Origin of the sequence: Acinetobacter sp. ANC 5414, from assembly GCF_013004295.1 — a bacterium.
Taxonomy (GTDB): Bacteria; Pseudomonadota; Gammaproteobacteria; order Pseudomonadales; family Moraxellaceae; genus Acinetobacter.
The window spans coordinates 29,453-49,259 of sequence record NZ_JABERM010000006.1; the positions used below are offsets into that span (position 1 = coordinate 29,453).

The following is a 19,807-nucleotide window of genomic DNA, read 5'->3' on the forward strand; positions in this document are numbered from 1 at the left end:
CTCCTGATTTTATAATTCTAATTCTTTGATTAACCCTTTAAATGTATCACCTAATTGAGGATGAGCAATACCATAATGAAGTACTGCTTTTAAATAACCAAGTTTGCTACCACAATCGAAGGTTTGACCTTTCATACGATAAGCTTCAATGCTATCTGTTTGATGTAATATCGCAATCGCATCAGTCAATTGAATTTCATTACCTGCACCTTTTGGTATCTGCTCTAATAATTGCATAATTTTAGCAGGTAAAATATAACGCCCCACAACAGCTAAGTTTGATGGTGCTGTTCCTAGTACAGGCTTCTCTACAATACCTTGCATCATAATACTTTCAGCAATTGCCGGACTCTCAGCTACATCAACAATTCCATATTGATCAACCATATTTTCAGGTACTGCTTCAACCATGATTTGTGAAGCCCCAGTAGCTTCAAAACGTGCAATCATTTTCGCTAGATCATTTTCAATTTGATCATCTTTAATAAGTACATCTGGCAGTAGAATTGCAAAGTCTTCATCTCCTACAATGGCTTTTGCACACAATACTGCATGACCTAAACCTAGAGGCTGAGGCTGACGCACACTGACAATACTGACATGTTCAGGCACAATATTAGTAATCGCATCGAGTAGATCATATTTCTTTTTATTTTCTAAAGTGGTTTCCAGTTCAAAATTACGGTCGAAATAATTTTCGATAGATGCTTTTGAAGAATGAGTCACCAAAATGATTTGTTCGATTCCTGCTAAAACTGCTTCTTTGACAACGTATTCAATGGCTGGACGATCAACCACCGTCACCATTTCTTTGGGAATAGATTTACTTGCAGGCAGAAAGCGGGTACCTATACCAGCTACAGGGAGAATGGCTTTTTTGATCATGCTATTTACAGATTTTAAAAAAGAAAAGTTATTTTATCTTTTTTTTTAATACATTGGTGTCCGAAATACTTTTACTCGAAAACCGTACAGCACCAACTTCCTGATCAGGAGCATTAATCCCTTCTTGACTTAACATCACTTTAACAGTTTTAAACATAATTTTAAAATCGAGCCAAACGGTATACTGTTCAACATATTGTACATCTAATTCAAACTTTTCTTCCCAAGATAAATTATTGCGTCCACTCACTTGAGCAAGCCCTGTCATGCCAGGTTTTACTTCATGTCGTCGCATTTGTTCAGCAGTATAATGTTCTAAAAATTCTTTCATTTGAGGACGAGGTCCAACGATGCTCATATCTCCTTTTAAAACGTTAATAAGCTGTGGCATTTCATCTAAGCTCGTAGAGCGTAACTTTTGTCCAAATGACGTAATACGAAATTCATCCGGTAAAGGATTGCCCTCGTTATCTACTGCATCCTTCATAGAACGGAACTTGATCATTTTAAATAGTTTACCATTTTTACCAGGACGCTCTTGGTAAAAGAAAATTGGCGAACCTAAATTTCTCCGCACTTTCAATGCAACTAGAATAAATATAGGCGACAAGATCAACAATGCCGTCAGTGCAATAATTATGTCAATTAAACGTTTCATATCAATCATTGATACCTATAATTTTTTATTCATTTTTATTCATTTTTTCAAAATCAAACTGCACCAAACAATCTTATAACTTTCTTTTCAATCATGGATGCCCATAATTTTAAATAATTTTTTATTCACTTTATCAACATCAAACTGCTCACAAGCAATTTTATAACTTTCTTTCCCCATAATGTTAATTTTTTCTGGATTTTCAATAAAAAAACACATTTTATCAACAAGGGCGTTTACATCCCATTTGGGAACCAAAAAACCATTAACTCCGTCCAACACTGTATCGCGGCAACCAGGTACATCAGTCGTAATAACAGGTCTTCCTGTAGCCATTGCTTCTTGGGTACTCCTTGGCACACCTTCTCTGTAATATGAAGGCAATACAAATACGGAACTTTGAACCAGATGCCTTGTTACATTATTTACAAAACCTGGATATTCGATCATACCAGTCGTAATAACTTTATCTAATTTTTCCTTTGAAAGTCCATAAGGATTTTCAGTATCTAGACCACCTATTATTTTAAATTTTACATTAGGATATTTAGATTTAACTATTTTAGCCGCCTCTAAATATTCAAAAATACCCTTTTCAGCAAGTAATCTCGCAACAAAAATAAAAGAAACTTCCTGTGATTCATCCCAAAGCTCATAGGGATAATCATCCAAACTTAAACCTATAGGACCTAAAACTTCTACGGCATTTGATTTATGATAAATTTTATTATTATTAACTAAGTCAATTGGATCATCCCTATTTAAAAAAATAATTTTGTCTAAAAAAGGGAATACTATCCTATAAAGTGAAATTTGAAAAAATCTCACTATTTTCATTTTAAAGGATTGGCCATTCGGATGCTCAGTAAAAGGAGAACCCAAACCTTCAATCATACCAACAACTTTTGGAGTCTTTGCTAGTTTAGCAGCTAAAGAGCCATAAATTACAGGCTTTGTAAAAAAAGAAAAAACAATATCTGGTTTGTATTTTTGTATAATACATTTTATATAAAACAGAGACTTAATATCTTTTAGAGGGCTTAATCCTCCTCTACTTAGTTTGTAAGTAACAGTCTCAGCCTCTAAACTTTTGATTTTATTTATCCATTCGTCATCATATTCTGAAACAAGACAAATAACTCTGTATCCTTCATTAATACAAGAGGTTATGAAATCTTTTCTAAATAAATAAAGATTTGATGCTGTATTACCTATAATTATAATTTTTTTAACTTTCATATAATTCTATCCATCTTTCTACTGAGCTTTTTAAAGAAAATTTATCTTCGACTCGCTTTCGTGCTACTAAATTATTATCTAAAATAGAAACTTTTGATAATTTTAACACCTCATTTATTGCATTTGATAAAGCAACACTATTTTGAATAGGTATTAGCTTACCAGTCGTGCCCATAATTTCCGCACTCCCTCCACAATCTGTTGCAATAACATAGGTTTCACATGCCATTGCTTCAATCACTACTGTTGGTAGGCCCTCATATTTAGATGAAAGTACAAAAAAATCAGACATATTCAGTAAGGCTGCAATATCATCACGTCTACCAAGTAAAATAACATCTGATTGCAAATTCAAATTACAAATTAAATTTTCTAATTCTGAGCGAAGCTCTCCATCACCTGCAATCAACAAAATAGGCTGCTTTTCTTTAAAAGTAAGCGTCTCTTTAAAAATTGAAAAAGCATGTAATAAATTTGAATAATCTTTAGCCTCATCAAGGCGACCAATAGCTAAAAATACAGGAATACCAATATTAATTCCAAGATCCTTTCTTAACTTATCATTATCATTTTTTTTTTCAAATTTAGTTAGATCTATTCCATTATATACCGTTATTATTTTTCCAGATGGTACTGCACCTAATTCTTCAAATTTTTTTGAAGCACTCTGACTCACATTAGTTGTTACTTCAGCAAATTTATGAGTTAATTTATATGCAATCATACGAAGCCATCCACCTTCATTACTACTATGTGCAGAACAAATTAAACGAGGAACAGGTATAAAATTTCTACAAATACGGACAAAAATATTTGCATGAACCATATGTGCATGGACTACATCTGGTTTAAATTCATGTAACAATTTTTTGTAGTTTTGGAAAGCTTTAAAAATATCAACTAATTTTTCTAAACCTAAATAAACAATTTCAATATCATTCGATTTAGGATGAATAACAATATTACCCTTTAAATAAACAATTTTGACGGTATGTCCATAAATTAACATTTGATCTGCCAATTCAGAAGCAATCTTCTCTGCACCTCCATCCCCAAGTCCCGTAATAACATAGAGAATTTTCATTATACACCTCTATTTTTATCAATTCTAAAATTACCCAAAATAATAGAAAATAAACAATATAAAATTAACATTAAAATAATAAGAGAAATACTTGATCGACTAATTATAAACATCTGAGATGCAAATAAAAATAATAAACCATTAATCCAACTTCCGCCAACCTGTTGAATATTTTTTAAAAAATAAGAAAAAAAGTATATAAATAAAAGATATAAAGGGATAAAACCAAAAGAAAAAATATAGAAATCACTAAGTAATGACCACCCCAGACCATATCCTTCAAAGTACATATTTTTATTATTCACATAAACCAAATAAGAAGAAAAATCAAACAAATAACGATGATCGATATCAAATAAACTATAAAATATTTGAATGCCTGGAAGAATAGTTTTTAAATAGGCCAATAAGGGATATTGATCCACATGCATACTCGCATCAAAAACCATTAAAGTAATGCCTTGGCCAAAAAGTGTATCCGAAATTTGTAAAAAAATTTCATTATTATCATACGGACGTGCACCACTAAAAGCAGCCAGAATATTAATAAAATAAATTATTAATATACACAAAGAAAGTATTAATAAATTTTTTAAAAAACCAAACTTAACATCTTTATAAAGATAATAACCCAACATAAATAAAGCTGTTAAAAATGAAGCTCTTGAACCACTCAATATACCCACTAGCATTAAGATTAAAAAATAATAGAACATAATTTTTATCAATAATTTATTTGCACTTGAATCATTATTTAACAATATAGAAAATATAACAATAATCATTGAAAAAACTAAAATAGCAATAGGTGTTTCATATACCTCCGCTTGCCCATAAAATAATGCCATATAGCCACTAGATGATGCCAACTCTATTGCTTTATATGAATTATAAGAATAATAAACTAGTAAAAAAAATTGCACAGCAATTAACATTTTAATTTTATTAATAGAATAAAAGACATCTAAACTTAATTTGCTCTTTTTTTCACTATTAAACAAGAAAGGCAAACTAAAAGAAAGCAATGTTAAATACAAAATCAAATTTAAATTCAATATTTGATCACTAGATAAACAATAATCAAATATAAAGTCCATACAATAAATACTAGGTATATTGTAAAAAATTTGTGCAACAAATCTTCCTAGAATAAACAAACCATACCCAAGTAAAAATAAAGATTGTAAAGAAAAAATTTTCTTTAAACTTTCTGTAGTTATAATATAAGTTATAACCCAAACAGAAATTTGACCAAAAACAAAATAATCGTAACTATCAAATAAATAATAAAACAAGAAAGACAGCACAGAAATTAAAAAACTTAAAATAAAATATATAATTTTTTTCATCTTTACTTCCTAACTAAATTTCTAACACATCTCCAAAAATTTTTAGAGAAAATGCTAAAAATATCATCCAAGAACATTCTATAAAAAAGTATAATACCCTCAGTTTTATTAGAAATAATTTTAGCTGCTATATATCTCCACCTTATTTGTGAAATACTTTTAAAGAAGAATTGACTCTTATCGTATTGTAATGCTATTTGCAATAGACCATGGTAAATAAAATAACCATTATTTATCGAGTTATTTTTATGTTTCCTATATTTACATAAAATTTCATCAACACTAACAACCTTATTATTATCATTTTCTAATATTTTCAACCACATATACCAGTCTTCAATAACAAAATTTGTTGGATACCCTCCAACACTTCTAATAAAATCAGATCTCAACATTTGAGTACAAACATTTAGATCATGCTTTAATAAAAAAACTTCATTAAATTTATAATTTTTATTTTTAGATGAAATCTTTTTTAGAATTTTAGAATCTTCATCTATCCAATAAACTCCTCCCATATGAGCAATTATATTGCTGTCGCTATCCATATATTCTACCTGTATTGAGGTTTTTTTTGGCAACATTTGATCATCTGAAGCTATAAGAGATAAATATTTACCTGAACATAATGAAATAGCTTCATTTAGTGTTGCACATAATCCTTTATTTTTTCTATATATAAACTGAAAATTTACAAACCGTTTTTCACATGCAGTAATTTTCTCTTGAATTTTTTGAATAGAATTATCTTTTGAGCCATCATCAATAATAATTAGTTCAATATTTTCATAAGTCTGATCAATTACACTCTGGATACAATCTTGCACAAACTGCTCATGGTTATAACAAGGGATCACGACCGAAACTAGAGGTTGATTATTTTTTTCCAAAATTATCCTCACTATTTTTTAATACTGCAAATACAAAATATCCTATAACTCCCCAATACAGTGCATAATTGACTAAATGTGCAATAGAAACCCCTTTAAAGCCAAAATATTGGGTACATAAATAAGTTAAAATAATAGAACTACAGGCAAAAGTTATTTCCGTAACTATAAACAACTTTGTCATAGCCTTACCCAACATCAGATAAGCTAAAATCCAACTACCAATTTTAAGTGAGTCACCAATCATCTGCCATAGAAAAAGCTCGCGCATAGGTAAAAATGCAGCACTAAAAAGCAACTGAATAATCCAATCTTTTAGTACATATACAATGATTCCACCAAATATAGCCAATGGAAATATTAGTTTATAACCCAAATAAACTTCTTTTTTAATATCTTGCAGATTTGTCAGCTCAGATAACCTTGGCAAGTAATAAACACTTAATGTTGTAGTGACCAGCATGAGATATGCAGCACTTAAACGTATCATCGCTTCCCAATAACCTGCATACACAGCACTGTATTCATGGATGAGATAACCACGAATGATCATTTGAGATAATGGTACACAAATGGCACTGACTAATGCCATTGCAGCAAAAGCAAGAAATTTTTTTGCAATATCACGATCAATTTTTCCAAAAAAATAAGAAAAATCAAACCATTCTGATCTATAGCTTAAATATAAAGTCACAATAAAGTTAAGTGATTGATAAATACACAATGCAACCAGTGCACCATACAATCCAAACATTACTGCAAGTAACCCTGTGATCACTAAAGAAAATAAACTGCCAGCAATATTTGCAACAACCAACTTTAATATTTCTTTTTTACCATTTAAGATCGCTAATAAAAGTGCGTTTAAATTAAAAAAAATCAGAAAGGCTGAAAACCATATTAAAACTGAACCATAAGCTTCTGTTTTAAATATCAACAATGATAACTGTTGGTGAAAAATCAATACAAGAAAAGTAAAAATAAAACTAAAAATTGAGACAAAACTGCCTGCTGTTTTCCAGACCGTTCTTTGCCTTGTTTCATCTTCATGATATTCAGCAGTGTACTTAACCACTGCAGTATTCACTGCACTTCCAGCAAAGGTCGTAATCATCAGAATAAAGTTCTGAAATTGACCTATCGCCGCATAACCTGAAGGACCAACATAAACAGCTAATATTTTATTCAATAAAAACATAGTTGCTGTTCTAATTAATACAGCAATTCCGTTTAATATACTTGTCTTGAATAAAGTCATTTTCAGGCTTCAAAACTGTTACAAAGCTGAATCACTTTTCCAACCTCTTCCAAACTTAAAGTTGGACCAATAGGTAAGCTAAGCACCTCTTCATGAATTTGTTCAGAGACAGGATAACTTAAATCATTCCATTCTTTATAAGCTTGCTGCTTGTGGGGAGGAATCGGGTAATGGATTAAGGTTTGTACTCCATGTTCTGCTAAATATTTTTGCAATGCCACTCGATTTTTTGAACGAATTACAAACAAATGCCAAACATGCTGATGATATTGAGTCGCATCTACATTTGACAAAGGCAATATAATTTCAGAATTTTTAATTTGTGTTAAATATAAATTGGCAATCTCACGGCGATGTTTAACTTCGCTATTCAAAAAATTCAACTTAATATCTAACATCGCTGCCTGAATCTCATCTAACCGACTGTTCACACCTGGCACTAAATTTTTATACTTTTCATGAGAGCCGTAATTGCGCAATGCGTATAACATTTGTGCAAGTTCTTGATCATTAGTTGTTACAGCACCAGCATCTCCTAAAGCCCCTAGATTTTTACCTGGATAAAAACTAAAACCTGAAGCATCCCCCCAATTTCCTGCTTTTTTTCCATCTATTTCAGCACCATGTGACTGAGCTGAATCTTCCAAAACAAGCAAATTATACTTATTTGCAATCTCCATGATTTCTGGCATTGGAGCTAATTGACCATATAAATGAACGGGTAAAATTACTTTAGTTTTAGAGGTTATTGCTTCTTCAATTTTTATAGGATCAATATTATAAGTTTGACTATTTGGTTCAACTAAAACTGGGGTTAAGTTATTTGCTGTAATCGCTAAAATACTTGCAATATAAGTATTCGATGGAACGATAATTTCATCACCATCCTTTAACTTTCCTAATTCTTTCCAAGCATTAAGTGTAAGAATTAATGCATCCAAACCATTTGCAACACCAATTGCAAATTGTGTTCCACAATAGTTTGCAAACCTCTGTTCAAATTGCTCCAGCTCTTTTCCACCAATATACCAACCTGAGTCAATCACACGTGTACATGCTTCGATCAATCTAGCTCTATACTGCCTATTAATACTTTGTAAATCTAAAAATGGGATCATTTTTCAAAACACCCTTTAATAATTGATTTTATTTAATTAAAATTAAATTTACACAATCTAAATAGTCATTTTTCAATCCAAAATTATTGTTTTTCGACCTTAGATCGAATAAAAATTTTAGTATCTATAAATTCTAAAAAATTACGTTGGTTTTGTTTAATAAATTATTCACTTGCTTTTCATAAAGTTTTTATATGGTTTAATTACTGCTGGATTTCCAACAGCAATTACAAAGTCTGGGACATCTTTGATAACTAAAACACCATCTCCAATTAAAACTTTTTTACCAATTGTAATATCAGACAATAGTGTGGCATTCACACCAATACTTGCACTTTTTTATTAATTTGAACATCAGAGTTCGGATGGATAAATACTTTTAAACTATTTTCCTTCCTTACTCAAATTACCAGTTCTTAATTACATCCTCGGGATAACCTCTTTTAAAATGCTTTGTCCAAGGATATGCATCCGATCCATCTTCTAATTTAATCCTAGATGTAGGACCTACGTTTTTAGCTGGGCTACCCACATATATACTATGCTTTTCAGTTTTTCCTTTTACTGAGCTATGTGCTCCGATCAAGCAACCTTCAGCAATTACCGCTCCTGGTAAAATTACACTCATAGTTGCAATTAATGCATAATCTTCAACTGTTACACCCAACATAGTATTGCTTGGAGGATGTGGGTCATTTGTTAAAACCACATAGGGGAAAATCCAAACAAAATTACCGATTTTACTGTGTTGCCCAATATGAACATTGCTATGAAATCTCACATAATCCCCAATTTCACAGTGTCCTTGTAAATCCGACAAAGTACCAATTTGTAAATTTTTACCTGCTTTCACCAACTCTCGCACGGTTACTCGATGGCCAGTTGTCAAACCTTCTTCAAAAGTTGAACCTTCGTAAAAAATACTATGAGAGCGTATATTCGAATTCTTACCAATAATCAAAGGCAACCCTTGCGATAGATGATTTACAACACCTATCTCACAAAATGCTCCAATAACCGTATTATCACCAATCTCTACATTATCATAAATAATAGTGCTTGGTCCTACTTCAACATTTGCACCAATTTTAGCTTTTGGAGATATAATAGCTGTATGATGTATTGTCATTTTAACTCCCTGATCTTAAATTCTTCATAATTACGAATATAGTCAAATTCATCGTAATGTTCGTTTGCGAGCACAAGCACAATACAGTCTTGTGAAAAGTCATGCATTTCATGCCAAACCATTGGGGGAATTTTTAATCCCTTGTTAGATTGGTTCAACAAAACCTCTTCCTTGTCTATACCGTTATCCATCAACATTCTACAACTGCCTTGAATACAAAAAGCAATTTGCTGAAGTTCTTTATGAGCATGAAAACCACGTGGAAAATCAGTTTGAACACCAAAAATATAATAGAGTCTTTTAATCTCAAAAGGGATATTTTTATCAGCCTCAGCAACGACTAAAGCCCCTCTATGATCTCCAAAGTTAGGAAGTTGAATCCATTCTACGAGACTCATAAATCTTCACCTATCAATGAAATCAAATATTGTCCATAATCATTTTTACTCATGTTTTGACCAATTTCTAAAACTTTTTCTTTAGATAGCCATCCATTATTCAAAGCAATTTCTTCTAAACATGCAACCTTATAACCTTGGCGCTTTTCAATGGTTTCTACAAATTGCGCAGCTTCTAACAAACTTGCATGAGTTCCTGTATCTAGCCAAGCAAATCCACGACCAAGTAACTCTACATTTAAGTCACCTCGCTCTAAGTATATTTGATTTACTGTTGTAATTTCTAACTCCCCACGATCCGATGGTTTTACTTTTTTAGCAATTTCAACAACATCATTGTCATAAAAATATAACCCCGTTACAGCATAGTTCGATTTTGGATATTTCGGTTTTTCTTCGATTGAAACTGCACGTTTCGCACTGTCAAATTCAACCACACCAAAACGTTCAGGATCTTTGACTTGATAACCAAATACGGTTGCACCTTTTTGGCGAGAAATAGCTTGATGCAACATCGGTGTAAAACCTTGACCATAGAAAATATTATCACCTAAAACCAAGCAAACATTACTGTCACCAATAAAATCCTCTCCAACAATAAATGCTTGAGCCAAACCATCTGGACTAGGTTGAACCGCGTAAGTTAATTCAATGCCTAATCGAGAACCATCACCTAATAATCGTTTAAAGTCATCAATATCTTCTGGTGTACTAATAATCAAAACTTCACAAATACCTGCCAGCATCAGTACAGATAGCGGATAGTAAACCATTGGCTTATCGTAAATTGGAAGTAACTGCTTCGATACACCCTTAGTAATTGGATATAAACGTGTACCCGAACCACCTGCTAAAATAATCCCCTTTGTATTCATTATGCATTTCTACCCAATTAATTTTTCACGTTGGTAACTACCATCTTGAATTCGACGGCACCAATCTAAATTATTCAAATACCATTTAACAGTTTTAAGAATACCTGTTTCAAAGTTTTCTTTTGGTTTCCATCCCAATTCATTACCAATTTTTGTAGCATCAATTGCATAACGCAAATCATGTCCAGGACGGTCTTTAACAAATGTAATCAGTGATTCATATTGCTGACCATTTGATTGTGGCTTTAATTCATCCAATATTTTACAAATGGTTTTAACCACTTCTATATTTTTCTTTTCATTGTGACCACCAATATTGTAAGTTTCTCCTACAACACCTTCAGTCACGACTTTATATAAAGCTCGAGCATGGTCTTCAACAAATAACCAATCACGAATCTGATCTCCTTTCCCATAAATAGGCAAAGACTTACCATCCAAAGCATTGAGGATCACCAAAGGAATGAGCTTTTCAGGAAAATGATAAGAACCATAATTATTTGAACAATTGGTCACTATGGTCGGCAGGCCATAAGTTCGATACCATGCACGCACTAAATGATCTGAGCTTGCTTTACTTGCAGAATAAGGAGAGCTTGGGGCATAAGATGTTTTTTCAGTAAATAGATCTGTCGTTCCTTCCAAATCTCCATACACCTCATCTGTTGAAATGTGATGAAACTTAAATTCAGCTCGATGCTTTTCATCTAACTGCAACCAATACTTTCTCGCCACTTCAAGTAAAGTATAGGTTCCAATAATATTGGTCTCAATAAATGTATAAGGATCTGAAATTGAACGATCCACATGAGACTCTGCTGCTAAGTGCATCACTGCATCAGGCTGAAAAAATTCGAATAATTTATCTACTTCAATACGGTCACAAATATCCGTTTGACTAAAATGATATCTAGGGTTTTGATCCACCAAGCTAAGCGATTCAAGATTACCAGCATACGTTAACTTATCTATATTTAATACTTCATGATTTGTATTAGTAATAATGTGACGGATTACTGCAGATCCTATAAAACCTGCTCCTCCAGTAATTATTATTTTCATAAATTTAGCCCCATTTTTCACTTTATTGACTAAAAAATAATTAGCTGAAAAATAACTTGAAATTTATATAATTATTTTTTAATTATTTTTTAATTCGGGATACTTATAAATATTATAAGCGAAAATCTAATTAATGTGTACACTTTTTCGACAATTATATCCATCTACAAAATATTCTAATTGATTCAATAACCATTCGAGATTTTTTTGATTCTCTTCAATATTATCAAGTTGTTTAAAAATCGGCTGGAGCATATTTAGTGAAATATGTTTTTCAAAAGATTTCAAAATCCGCTCATGACCTGTCTTTTCAACATTCTCTTGGTCAATCAAAAGCTCTTCATACAATTTTTCCCCAGGGCGCAATCCGGTAAACTGAATTTCAATATCCCCTAGTCCATTTTCATCGATTGGACGGAAACCGCTTAAACGAATCATCTGTTTGGCGAGGTCGATAATCTTCACCGGTTCACCCATATCCAGCAAAAACACATCGCCACCGGTGCCCATGGCCCCAGCTTGAATGACAAGCTGCGCAGCTTCAGGTATGGTCATAAAATAACGTGTCACTTCAGGATGAGTAACAGTAACGGGTCCACCTTGGGCAATCTGCTTTTTAAACAAAGGCACAACAGAACCTGATGAACCCAAGACATTACCAAAACGGACAATACTGATTTGTGTTTTAGGATTAGTAGCCGCTAAACCTTGGCAATAGAGTTCTGCCATACGTTTAGAAGCGCCCATGACATTGGTCGGACGCACCGCTTTATCAGTAGAAATCAATACAAAGGTTTCTACACCTTGATTCACTGCAGCATCCACACTACGCGCTGTACCAATCGAGGTATTATAAATTCCTTCGAATGGATTGGCTTCAACCAGTGGCACATGCTTATACGCAGCTGCATGATAGACCGTTTGTACTTGGTATTGGGCAATAATACGTTCCAGTTTTTGCTGATTGGTGACAGAACCCAGAACAGGAACAACTTTTATAGCTGAGGTTTGTAGTTCACGATCAATCGAATACAGTGCAAACTCCGACATCTCAAACAACACTAAAAGTTTCGGTTGATGTTTCACTATTTGACGACAAAGCTCGGAACCAATCGAACCCCCTGCTCCAGTCACCATTACCACTTTATTTGTAATATTTTTCTCGAGCAGCTCCGGTTTAGGTGGAACAGGATCACGGCCAAGTAAGTCAATAATATCCACTTCACGGATATCCGAGATTTGCACCCGACCATCGACCAGCTGGGTTACCCCTGGCAGTTCCATAATTTTCACGTCAGCAGAATCAAAAGATTCAATAATTTCTTTTTTACGCGCACGCCCCACTGAAGGCATTGCCAAAAGAATTTCTTCAATCGCAAATTTTCCGAATTTTGTAGCAGCACGTTTGGGTGAGTAAATTTTCAAACCACTTAAGGACTGGCCTTGTAGTGATTTTTTATCATCGATAAAACATACCGGTAAATAATCATCTGAGCGATTTAACGCTGCTGCAATTTGTTGACCTGCGAGCCCTGCCCCATAAATTGCCACACGTTTACGGGTCTGTTTTTTGGCAAAAGTTTTAATCGTTGCATAGCGAATGACAGCACGGCTCCACCACATGTAAGAAAACAGCATGAAGCCGTACATGAGCGGAATACTCATTGGGATAAATGCGATATCTAACTTTTTAATCGCATACAACGCAACAATTTGAATAAATGTGCCGATGGAGATCCGCAGCAAATAATCTTCATTAAATGAACGGACAATTGCACTATAAATGCCAAGCAAGGCAAAAATCAGAATGCCAAAAATACCAATATACACATACCAGCCATCAAGACCTTGCATCACTTGCACGTTGGGACGTGCCAAACGAATGGCATAAGCCAGCCACATCATGAGTGGTAAAACACAAATATCCATCAACACCAAAACGATTTGTTTTTGGCGACGCGGTAATGATGCTATAGATCGGATAATGTCTTTCACAAAGGACTCGAAGTAAGGTCTGGGAAATTGGACAAGGCGTAAATTATACGCCCTTTTGCTGTTTAGATTTTAGCGATGACTTGCTGAATCGCATCCACTGTTTTGCTAATACTTTGCTCAGACAAAGTTGGATGTACCAAGAACATGAGACTGGTTTCACCAAGCTGTTTGGCATTTTCTAAACGCTGTGCCGGACGCCACTTTGTTCCATCAAAGGCTTTTTCTAAATACACTTCTGAACATGAACCGCTAAAACATGGCACACCTAAACCGTTAATTTCTTGCATGATACGGTCGCGTGCCCAGCCTTCAGGTAAAGCATCAATATTCACTTGTACATAGCATTTATAAGCTGCATGTACATAATCACTTGAGGGTTGAGCGACAGTGAAATATGGGCTATTGGCAAAGGCACTTTGAATTTTGTGCATATTATCCAGACGTTTAGCAGTCCACTCCGGCATCTGTTTCAGCTGAATACGACCGATCACTGCCTGCATTTCCATCATGCGCCAGTTAGTACCAAAAGAATCATGCAACCAGCGGAAACCCGGTGGATGTTGTTTATTATAAATGCTGTCAAAGTTTTTGCCGTGATCTTTGTACGACCACATTTTTTCCCAAAGGCTTTCATCATTGGTGGTGACCATGCCACCTTCACCACCTGTGGTCATGATCTTGTCTTGGCAGAATGACCATGCGCCAATATGACCAATTGAACCGGCAGATTTACCTTTATACATGGCACCATGGGCTTGGGCACAGTCTTCAATCACATATAAGCCTTTTTCTTCAGCCAATTGCATGATTGGATCCATATCACACATCCAGCCCGCTAAATGCACACAGATAATCGCTTTGGTGTTTGGCGTGATGACTGCTTCAATGCTACGGCGTGAAATATTCTGAGAATCCAGTTCAACATCGGCAAAAATTGGGTTGGCTCCTGCAGTAACAATCGAGCTTGCTGATGCCAAGAAAGTCCGTGAGGTGACGATGACATCATCCCGTTGACCAATATCGAGTGCCTTGAGAGCTAAATCCAATGCTACCGTACCATTTGCCACAGCAACGGCGTATTCAGTGCCTGCAAACTGTGCGAATTCTTTTTCGAACTCACGGCATTCCTGACCTGTCCAATAATTCACTTTATTCGACAATAGAACTTTTGAAACCGCATCTGCTTCAACTTGGGTGAAACTTGGCCACGGCTCAAATGCAGTGTTTAACATGGATTTTTCCTAGCTTTAATATCTATTTTTGCTCGAGAATACGAGCAGGATTGCCCACCACAGTCACGCCTGCAGGAACACTTTTGGTGACAACAGCCCCCATCCCGACAATCGCACCGCGCCCAATCACCAAAGGCTGATCGGGTGTGCCTTGTTTTATCACGGCGCCTGCACCGATGTAAGCATGATCTTCAATATGAATATTACCGTTACATTTTACGCCTGGCGCAAAAGTAACGTAATCTCCAATCACACAATCATGCTCAACATAGCTGTATAAATTGGCATGGAAGCATTTGCCGATTTTAATATTTGAGGTAATGCTGACAAATGGACTTAAGGCACAGCCTTCTGCAATCTCAGCCTGATCCATTAAGACCACGTTGTCTGCAATCACAGACCATAAATAAATACCATCCGTCTCTAGACGCTGCACAATTTTTTCACGCACACGGCTATTGGCAATCGCAATTTGCACATACTTGGCATCTACAGCTTCATTTAAAAAAGTTTGATAGTTCATGGCGCGATGACCATTCACGACTTGAATATCATTTAAAGCATCATCAATAAACACGATTTCTGATGTGTCATTTCCACGTGCCAATTGCTGATGTGCCACAGGCATCAGGCTGCGCCCGCACCCCGATGCACCATATACCGCATAGAGTTTAGTCATTTTTCTGTTCCGGCGAACCAGTGAACTTGGTCATAGTCGCTTCGCCTTCGGCACTAATGTCATCTTTGGCAATCACTTTTTTTACTGTTTTTAGCATAATTTTAAAGTCCAGCCAAAGCGATTGATTTTCCACATACCAGGTATCGAGCTTAAACTTTTCTTCCCATGAAATGGCATTGCGACCATTCACCTGTGCATGACCGGTCATGCCCGGACGCACGTCATGGCGTTTGGCCTGCTCAGCATTATATAAAGGCAAGTATTCCATCAACAACGGGCGTGGTCCGACAATGCTCATCTCACCCTTGATCACATTCCACAGTTCCGGCATTTCATCCAAACTGGTGGCACGCAGCATTTTGCCAAATGGGGTGAGACGTTCACTATCGGGTAATGAGTTTCCGTTTTCATCCACTGCATCTTTCATGCTACGGAATTTAATCATTTCAAAAGGCTTGCCATGTAGCCCCGGACGCACCTGACGAAATAATACGGGCGACCCCAAGTTTTTACGTACCTTATAAGCCACATAAGCATAAAGTGGAGAGAGTAGCAATAAAGCGGTGGATGCAATCACTACATCACAGACACGTTTCAGCATCAGATCATCTCCATTTCAGTCATCATGTGTTTATTCACTTGATGCACATCATATTTATTCAATGCAATTTCACGTGAACGCTGCCCCATATAGGTGATCAACTTTGGATCTTCAATAAAATATTGCATGCTTTTCACAAGATCATCGACCGATTTCACCCCCACCAAATAACCATTCAACCCATTTGATACCGTTTCACGACAACCCGGCGCATCGGTGGTAATTACCGCACGTCCCATCGCCATCGCTTCTAACACGGTACGCGGTGTACCCTCACGATAAGATGGCAACACATAGACTGAACTTGCCGCAATTGCAGGGCGCACATCACTGAGTTTACCCCAATAATTTACCGTTTTTTCACTGACCCATGTATCCAGCTCAGCTTGCGAAATGGAAGAGGGATTATCATCAATCCAACCGACCAGATGAAATTCAGTTTCGGGATATTTGGCTTTGATAATCCGTGCTGCTTCGGCATATTCACGTACGCCCTTGTCCCCCAAAAGACGGGCGATCAGCAAAAATGAGGCTTTGACGATGCCTTGCTCATTTAAAGGCAAAGGCATAACCTCAAAGTCTTGCACATTCACCCCTGAACCATTCACCACCACTGTCGGCTTATTGGCTTCAAGCAAATGCATATCTTGGAATAGTTTAAGATCATCCGGATTTTGGAAAAAGACTTTGTCAGCCTGTTTTAAGGCTTGCGCATAGAGGCCATGCACCATTTTTTGAAACAGACTACGCTTGCCCGACTCGACATTTTGAAAGGCATAACCCAATCCGGTAATCAGTGCGAAACGTTTCGGAACCTTCGCTAACCAAGCCGCCAATGTACCGTAAATCACAGGCTTAATAGTATAAGACAATACAACATCTGGCTGAACTTTACGGATTAAACGATACATTTCCATCAATGTATTCAAGTCTTTGATCGGATTAGTGCCAGTGCGCTGCATTGGAATTTCATGAATCTGATAACCCAATTGCTGCAGCTGATTTAACTCATCAGCAAAGTCAATTAAGTCAGGTGCGAACACATGAATTTCATAGCCTTTAGCTTGAATGGCTTCTAACAGTTTCCCCCTAAAATTCAAGGCTGAAGGAAGATAGCTACAAATCATTAAAAACTTCATGCCTACTGTCTCCACGCTGCCACATACTGCTGACTGACATATTCGATACTAAAATTTTGTTCCACACGCTGACGGGTCAACTGCTTCAGTTCAAGCTTCTGGCTTGGACTTAAATAAACATAGTCCATGACTGCTTTTGCCAAAGCATCAGCATCACGTGGCGGAACAATTGAGCCAAGTTCCTGCACGATATATTTGGCATCGCCGACATCTGTACTGATACATGGCAAACCCGATGCCATCGCTTCGACCAAAACATTTGGAAAACCTTCGGTAATCGAAGTCAGCAGGAAGGCATCAATCGATCGATAAAACGCAGGCATATCGGAGATTTGATCGAGTAACTGTACTTGATTTTCATCGAGCTGATATTGCTCAAAATAGCCCTTGATTTCAGGATTGTCTAAATGGGCACCCTGGCCGGCAATTTTAAAAATAATCGGCTGATCTTTCAGTTTGGCGATCGTTTCAAATAAATAAGGATAGCCTTTTGCCGTGTGATAACGCCCTGCAAAACCAATCACAATCGGCTCATGCAATACAGGATTCGGCTGAAATTTATCTAGCGATACACCATTGGCAATCACCTGTGTATTCGAGTTATTCAGACCATATTGCTGATGTTGGTGTAACGATGAATGCGCACAGTAGATAATGCCTGCAGGTTTGGCTGACAACATTTTACTGATTGCCAAAGATAATTTAGTCGCTATCGACTCTTCTTTTGGAGAAGCCAGTGAGTGATGGATACCCCAAAACACCTTCGGTTTATTCGCTAAGCCCAACACACTGAGACTGGTCATCACATTGGCATGATACATCCAGCATTGCACTGTTTTTGGTGCGAGTTGTTTTAATAAATTTTTAAGTCTGGCAAGCACACTAAAACTGTTTAAACCATTCCAGGCCAGTGCATAATGTGATGAACAGATTGCCAAAGTATCCGCATAGACATCGGATGTTTTCATCAATGAAATCACCACATGATCATATTCATTTTGCGTTTGCTTGATCAGGCGTGCCAGCATCATTTCGGCACCACCCACACCGGCAAAATTGGTGATCACATGTACCATCAATTCTTTGTTCATGATGGGTTCTCCATCATCATTAAATAGCGATTTAACACATTGGATTTATAAAATTGCTGGCAATGCTGTTCAAATTCAGCATCGGTATATTCGACATAATTTTGGAAGAGCGCGCGTTGCATCGCAGCAACCATGCCCTCGACATCATTACATTCAACCAATAAACCAAATTTCGAGTTCACCAGAATTTCCATTGGACCACTTGGACAATTGGTGCTGACCACTTTAATTTTAGAGGCTAAGGCCTGAATTAAGACACCTGGCAAGCCTTCCCAATTTGAACTTAAAACAAATAAATCGGCATATTTTAAATAGGCATAAGGATTTGGATCGAAGCCCGGTAAATCAACCACATCTTGCAACCCCAAACTGCTCACCAAAGCTTCAAACTCAGCACGCAGTTCGCCTTCGCCCAAAATCAGCAAACGGGTTTCAGGGTGTTGCTGATGTAATTTCGCAAAAGAACGAATCAAAAAGCCAAAATTTTTCGCTTCAGTTAAACGTCCCACCGCCAGAATTACTTTCTGTTCTGGCTGAAAGAAACGATGCTCAACAGGCGCTTTTAGTTTTGCCAAATAGGCATCATCAATCACAGGGTTATAGATGGTGATTAAATTTTGCTTTTGATAGCCATAATATTCACGAAAATCTTCCAAGCCACCATTCGACACACAGACGACGTGGTCTGCCGTGTTATACGTCCAGTTGATGAGACTAGTCAAAATAAACTTCTTGAAGCCTGAAAGCTTCATATTTTTAGAAGGTGTGGATACCTCTCTAAAAATCAGTCTGGTATTCACCCTCGCCAATTTTTTGGCAAAAGCGCAAATAATATTAGTATGGGTTTGTGTGGCAACCACACAATCATATTGTTGTTCTTGTAAACGCTTTTTTAGTGGAAATAAGGCATTGGCCACACGCCCGCAATTAAAATTAATCAGCTGAATTTTACTGTTCACTTCAGCAAGCAATTTCGCTTTTTCACCATTCAAATTACATACGGCCAAATCGATCTGCAAACCTTGCTCAGCAAAACTGTTGGCAAGTTGAATGACCGTACGTTCTGCCCCGCCACCACCGAGTGTGGGTAAAAAGAACATGACTTTATTCAGCATAACGAAACCT

Annotated in this window: 20 protein-coding genes; all 20 read right to left on the reverse strand. The window is 36.1% G+C overall.

What is annotated here, in order from left to right:
- Window positions 1–9 precede the first annotated feature (9 nt).
- The 20 genes from galU to HLH18_RS04155 all read right to left on the reverse strand — a co-directional run bounded on the left by galU (window position 10) and on the right by HLH18_RS04155 (window position 19,797).
- On the reverse strand, window positions 10–885 hold the full coding sequence (gene galU / locus HLH18_RS04060) for a UTP--glucose-1-phosphate uridylyltransferase GalU (RefSeq protein ID WP_171545844.1): 876 nt from the start codon (window positions 883–885) through the stop codon (window positions 10–12).
- 28 nt (window positions 886–913) lie between these two features.
- Window positions 914–1,543 (reverse strand): sugar transferase, encoded by a 630-nt coding sequence (locus tag HLH18_RS04065; protein ID WP_284729606.1) that lies wholly within the window; start codon window positions 1,541–1,543, stop codon window positions 914–916.
- An 87-nt stretch (window positions 1,544–1,630) separates the two neighbouring features.
- Complete coding sequence (locus HLH18_RS04070) at window positions 1,631–2,782, reverse strand: glycosyltransferase family 4 protein (protein WP_171545846.1); 1,152 nt, start codon at window positions 2,780–2,782, stop codon at window positions 1,631–1,633.
- A complete protein-coding gene (locus HLH18_RS04075) occupies window positions 2,772–3,866 on the reverse strand; it encodes a glycosyltransferase (protein ID WP_171545847.1) in 1,095 nt (364 codons plus the stop codon). Before HLH18_RS04075 ends, HLH18_RS04070 begins: the two co-directional genes overlap by 11 nt.
- Entirely contained in the window at window positions 3,866–5,215 is a 1,350-nt protein-coding gene (locus HLH18_RS04080; protein ID WP_171545848.1) for an O-antigen polymerase, read from the reverse strand. The genes HLH18_RS04075 and HLH18_RS04080 overlap by 1 nt, the downstream gene beginning before the upstream one ends.
- 2 nt (window positions 5,216–5,217) lie before the next feature.
- The gene (locus HLH18_RS04085) at window positions 5,218–6,105 is read right to left on the reverse strand and encodes a glycosyltransferase family 2 protein (protein WP_171545849.1); all 888 of its coding nucleotides are present in this window, start codon (window positions 6,103–6,105) and stop codon (window positions 5,218–5,220) included.
- Window positions 6,092–7,363, reverse strand: a complete 1,272-nt coding sequence (locus HLH18_RS04090) for an O-antigen translocase (RefSeq protein ID WP_171545850.1) — start codon at window positions 7,361–7,363, stop codon at window positions 6,092–6,094. Before HLH18_RS04090 ends, HLH18_RS04085 begins: the two co-directional genes overlap by 14 nt.
- 2 nt (window positions 7,364–7,365) lie before the next feature.
- The gene (locus tag HLH18_RS04095) at window positions 7,366–8,481 is read right to left on the reverse strand and encodes a DegT/DnrJ/EryC1/StrS family aminotransferase (RefSeq protein ID WP_171545851.1); all 1,116 of its coding nucleotides are present in this window, start codon (window positions 8,479–8,481) and stop codon (window positions 7,366–7,368) included.
- Between the two features lie 168 nt (window positions 8,482–8,649).
- Complete coding sequence (locus HLH18_RS04100) at window positions 8,650–8,802, reverse strand: LbetaH domain-containing protein (RefSeq protein WP_171545852.1); 153 nt, start codon at window positions 8,800–8,802, stop codon at window positions 8,650–8,652.
- A gap of 85 nt (window positions 8,803–8,887) precedes the next feature.
- Window positions 8,888–9,610, reverse strand: a complete 723-nt coding sequence (locus tag HLH18_RS04105) for an N-acetyltransferase (protein ID WP_171545853.1) — start codon at window positions 9,608–9,610, stop codon at window positions 8,888–8,890.
- Window positions 9,607–10,008: a sugar 3,4-ketoisomerase gene (locus HLH18_RS04110; RefSeq protein WP_171545854.1), complete on the reverse strand. Its 402-nt coding sequence runs from the start codon at window positions 10,006–10,008 to the stop codon at window positions 9,607–9,609. Before HLH18_RS04110 ends, HLH18_RS04105 begins: the two co-directional genes overlap by 4 nt.
- Window positions 10,005–10,883, reverse strand: a complete 879-nt coding sequence (gene rfbA / locus HLH18_RS04115) for a glucose-1-phosphate thymidylyltransferase RfbA (RefSeq protein ID WP_171545855.1) — start codon at window positions 10,881–10,883, stop codon at window positions 10,005–10,007. Before rfbA ends, HLH18_RS04110 begins: the two co-directional genes overlap by 4 nt.
- 9 nt (window positions 10,884–10,892) lie before the next feature.
- On the reverse strand, window positions 10,893–11,945 hold the full coding sequence (gene rfbB, locus HLH18_RS04120) for a dTDP-glucose 4,6-dehydratase (protein ID WP_171545856.1): 1,053 nt from the start codon (window positions 11,943–11,945) through the stop codon (window positions 10,893–10,895).
- Window positions 11,946–12,071: 126 nt separating this feature from the next.
- Complete coding sequence (locus HLH18_RS04125; RefSeq protein ID WP_171545857.1) at window positions 12,072–13,940, reverse strand: polysaccharide biosynthesis protein; 1,869 nt, start codon at window positions 13,938–13,940, stop codon at window positions 12,072–12,074.
- Between the two features lie 62 nt (window positions 13,941–14,002).
- The gene (locus HLH18_RS04130; RefSeq protein WP_171545858.1) at window positions 14,003–15,172 is read right to left on the reverse strand and encodes a DegT/DnrJ/EryC1/StrS family aminotransferase; all 1,170 of its coding nucleotides are present in this window, start codon (window positions 15,170–15,172) and stop codon (window positions 14,003–14,005) included.
- 22 nt (window positions 15,173–15,194) lie between these two features.
- Entirely contained in the window at window positions 15,195–15,851 is a 657-nt protein-coding gene (locus tag HLH18_RS04135) for a NeuD/PglB/VioB family sugar acetyltransferase (protein ID WP_171545859.1), read from the reverse strand.
- Window positions 15,844–16,452, reverse strand: a complete 609-nt coding sequence (locus HLH18_RS04140) for a sugar transferase (protein ID WP_171545860.1) — start codon at window positions 16,450–16,452, stop codon at window positions 15,844–15,846. The genes HLH18_RS04135 and HLH18_RS04140 overlap by 8 nt, the downstream gene beginning before the upstream one ends.
- The gene (locus HLH18_RS04145; protein ID WP_171545861.1) at window positions 16,452–17,591 is read right to left on the reverse strand and encodes a glycosyltransferase family 4 protein; all 1,140 of its coding nucleotides are present in this window, start codon (window positions 17,589–17,591) and stop codon (window positions 16,452–16,454) included. The genes HLH18_RS04140 and HLH18_RS04145 overlap by 1 nt, the downstream gene beginning before the upstream one ends.
- Before the next feature lie 2 nt (window positions 17,592–17,593).
- Complete coding sequence (locus HLH18_RS04150) at window positions 17,594–18,682, reverse strand: glycosyltransferase (protein ID WP_171545862.1); 1,089 nt, start codon at window positions 18,680–18,682, stop codon at window positions 17,594–17,596.
- Window positions 18,679–19,797, reverse strand: a complete 1,119-nt coding sequence (locus tag HLH18_RS04155; RefSeq protein WP_171545863.1) for a glycosyltransferase — start codon at window positions 19,795–19,797, stop codon at window positions 18,679–18,681. The genes HLH18_RS04150 and HLH18_RS04155 overlap by 4 nt, the downstream gene beginning before the upstream one ends.
- Window positions 19,798–19,807 lie beyond the last annotated feature (10 nt).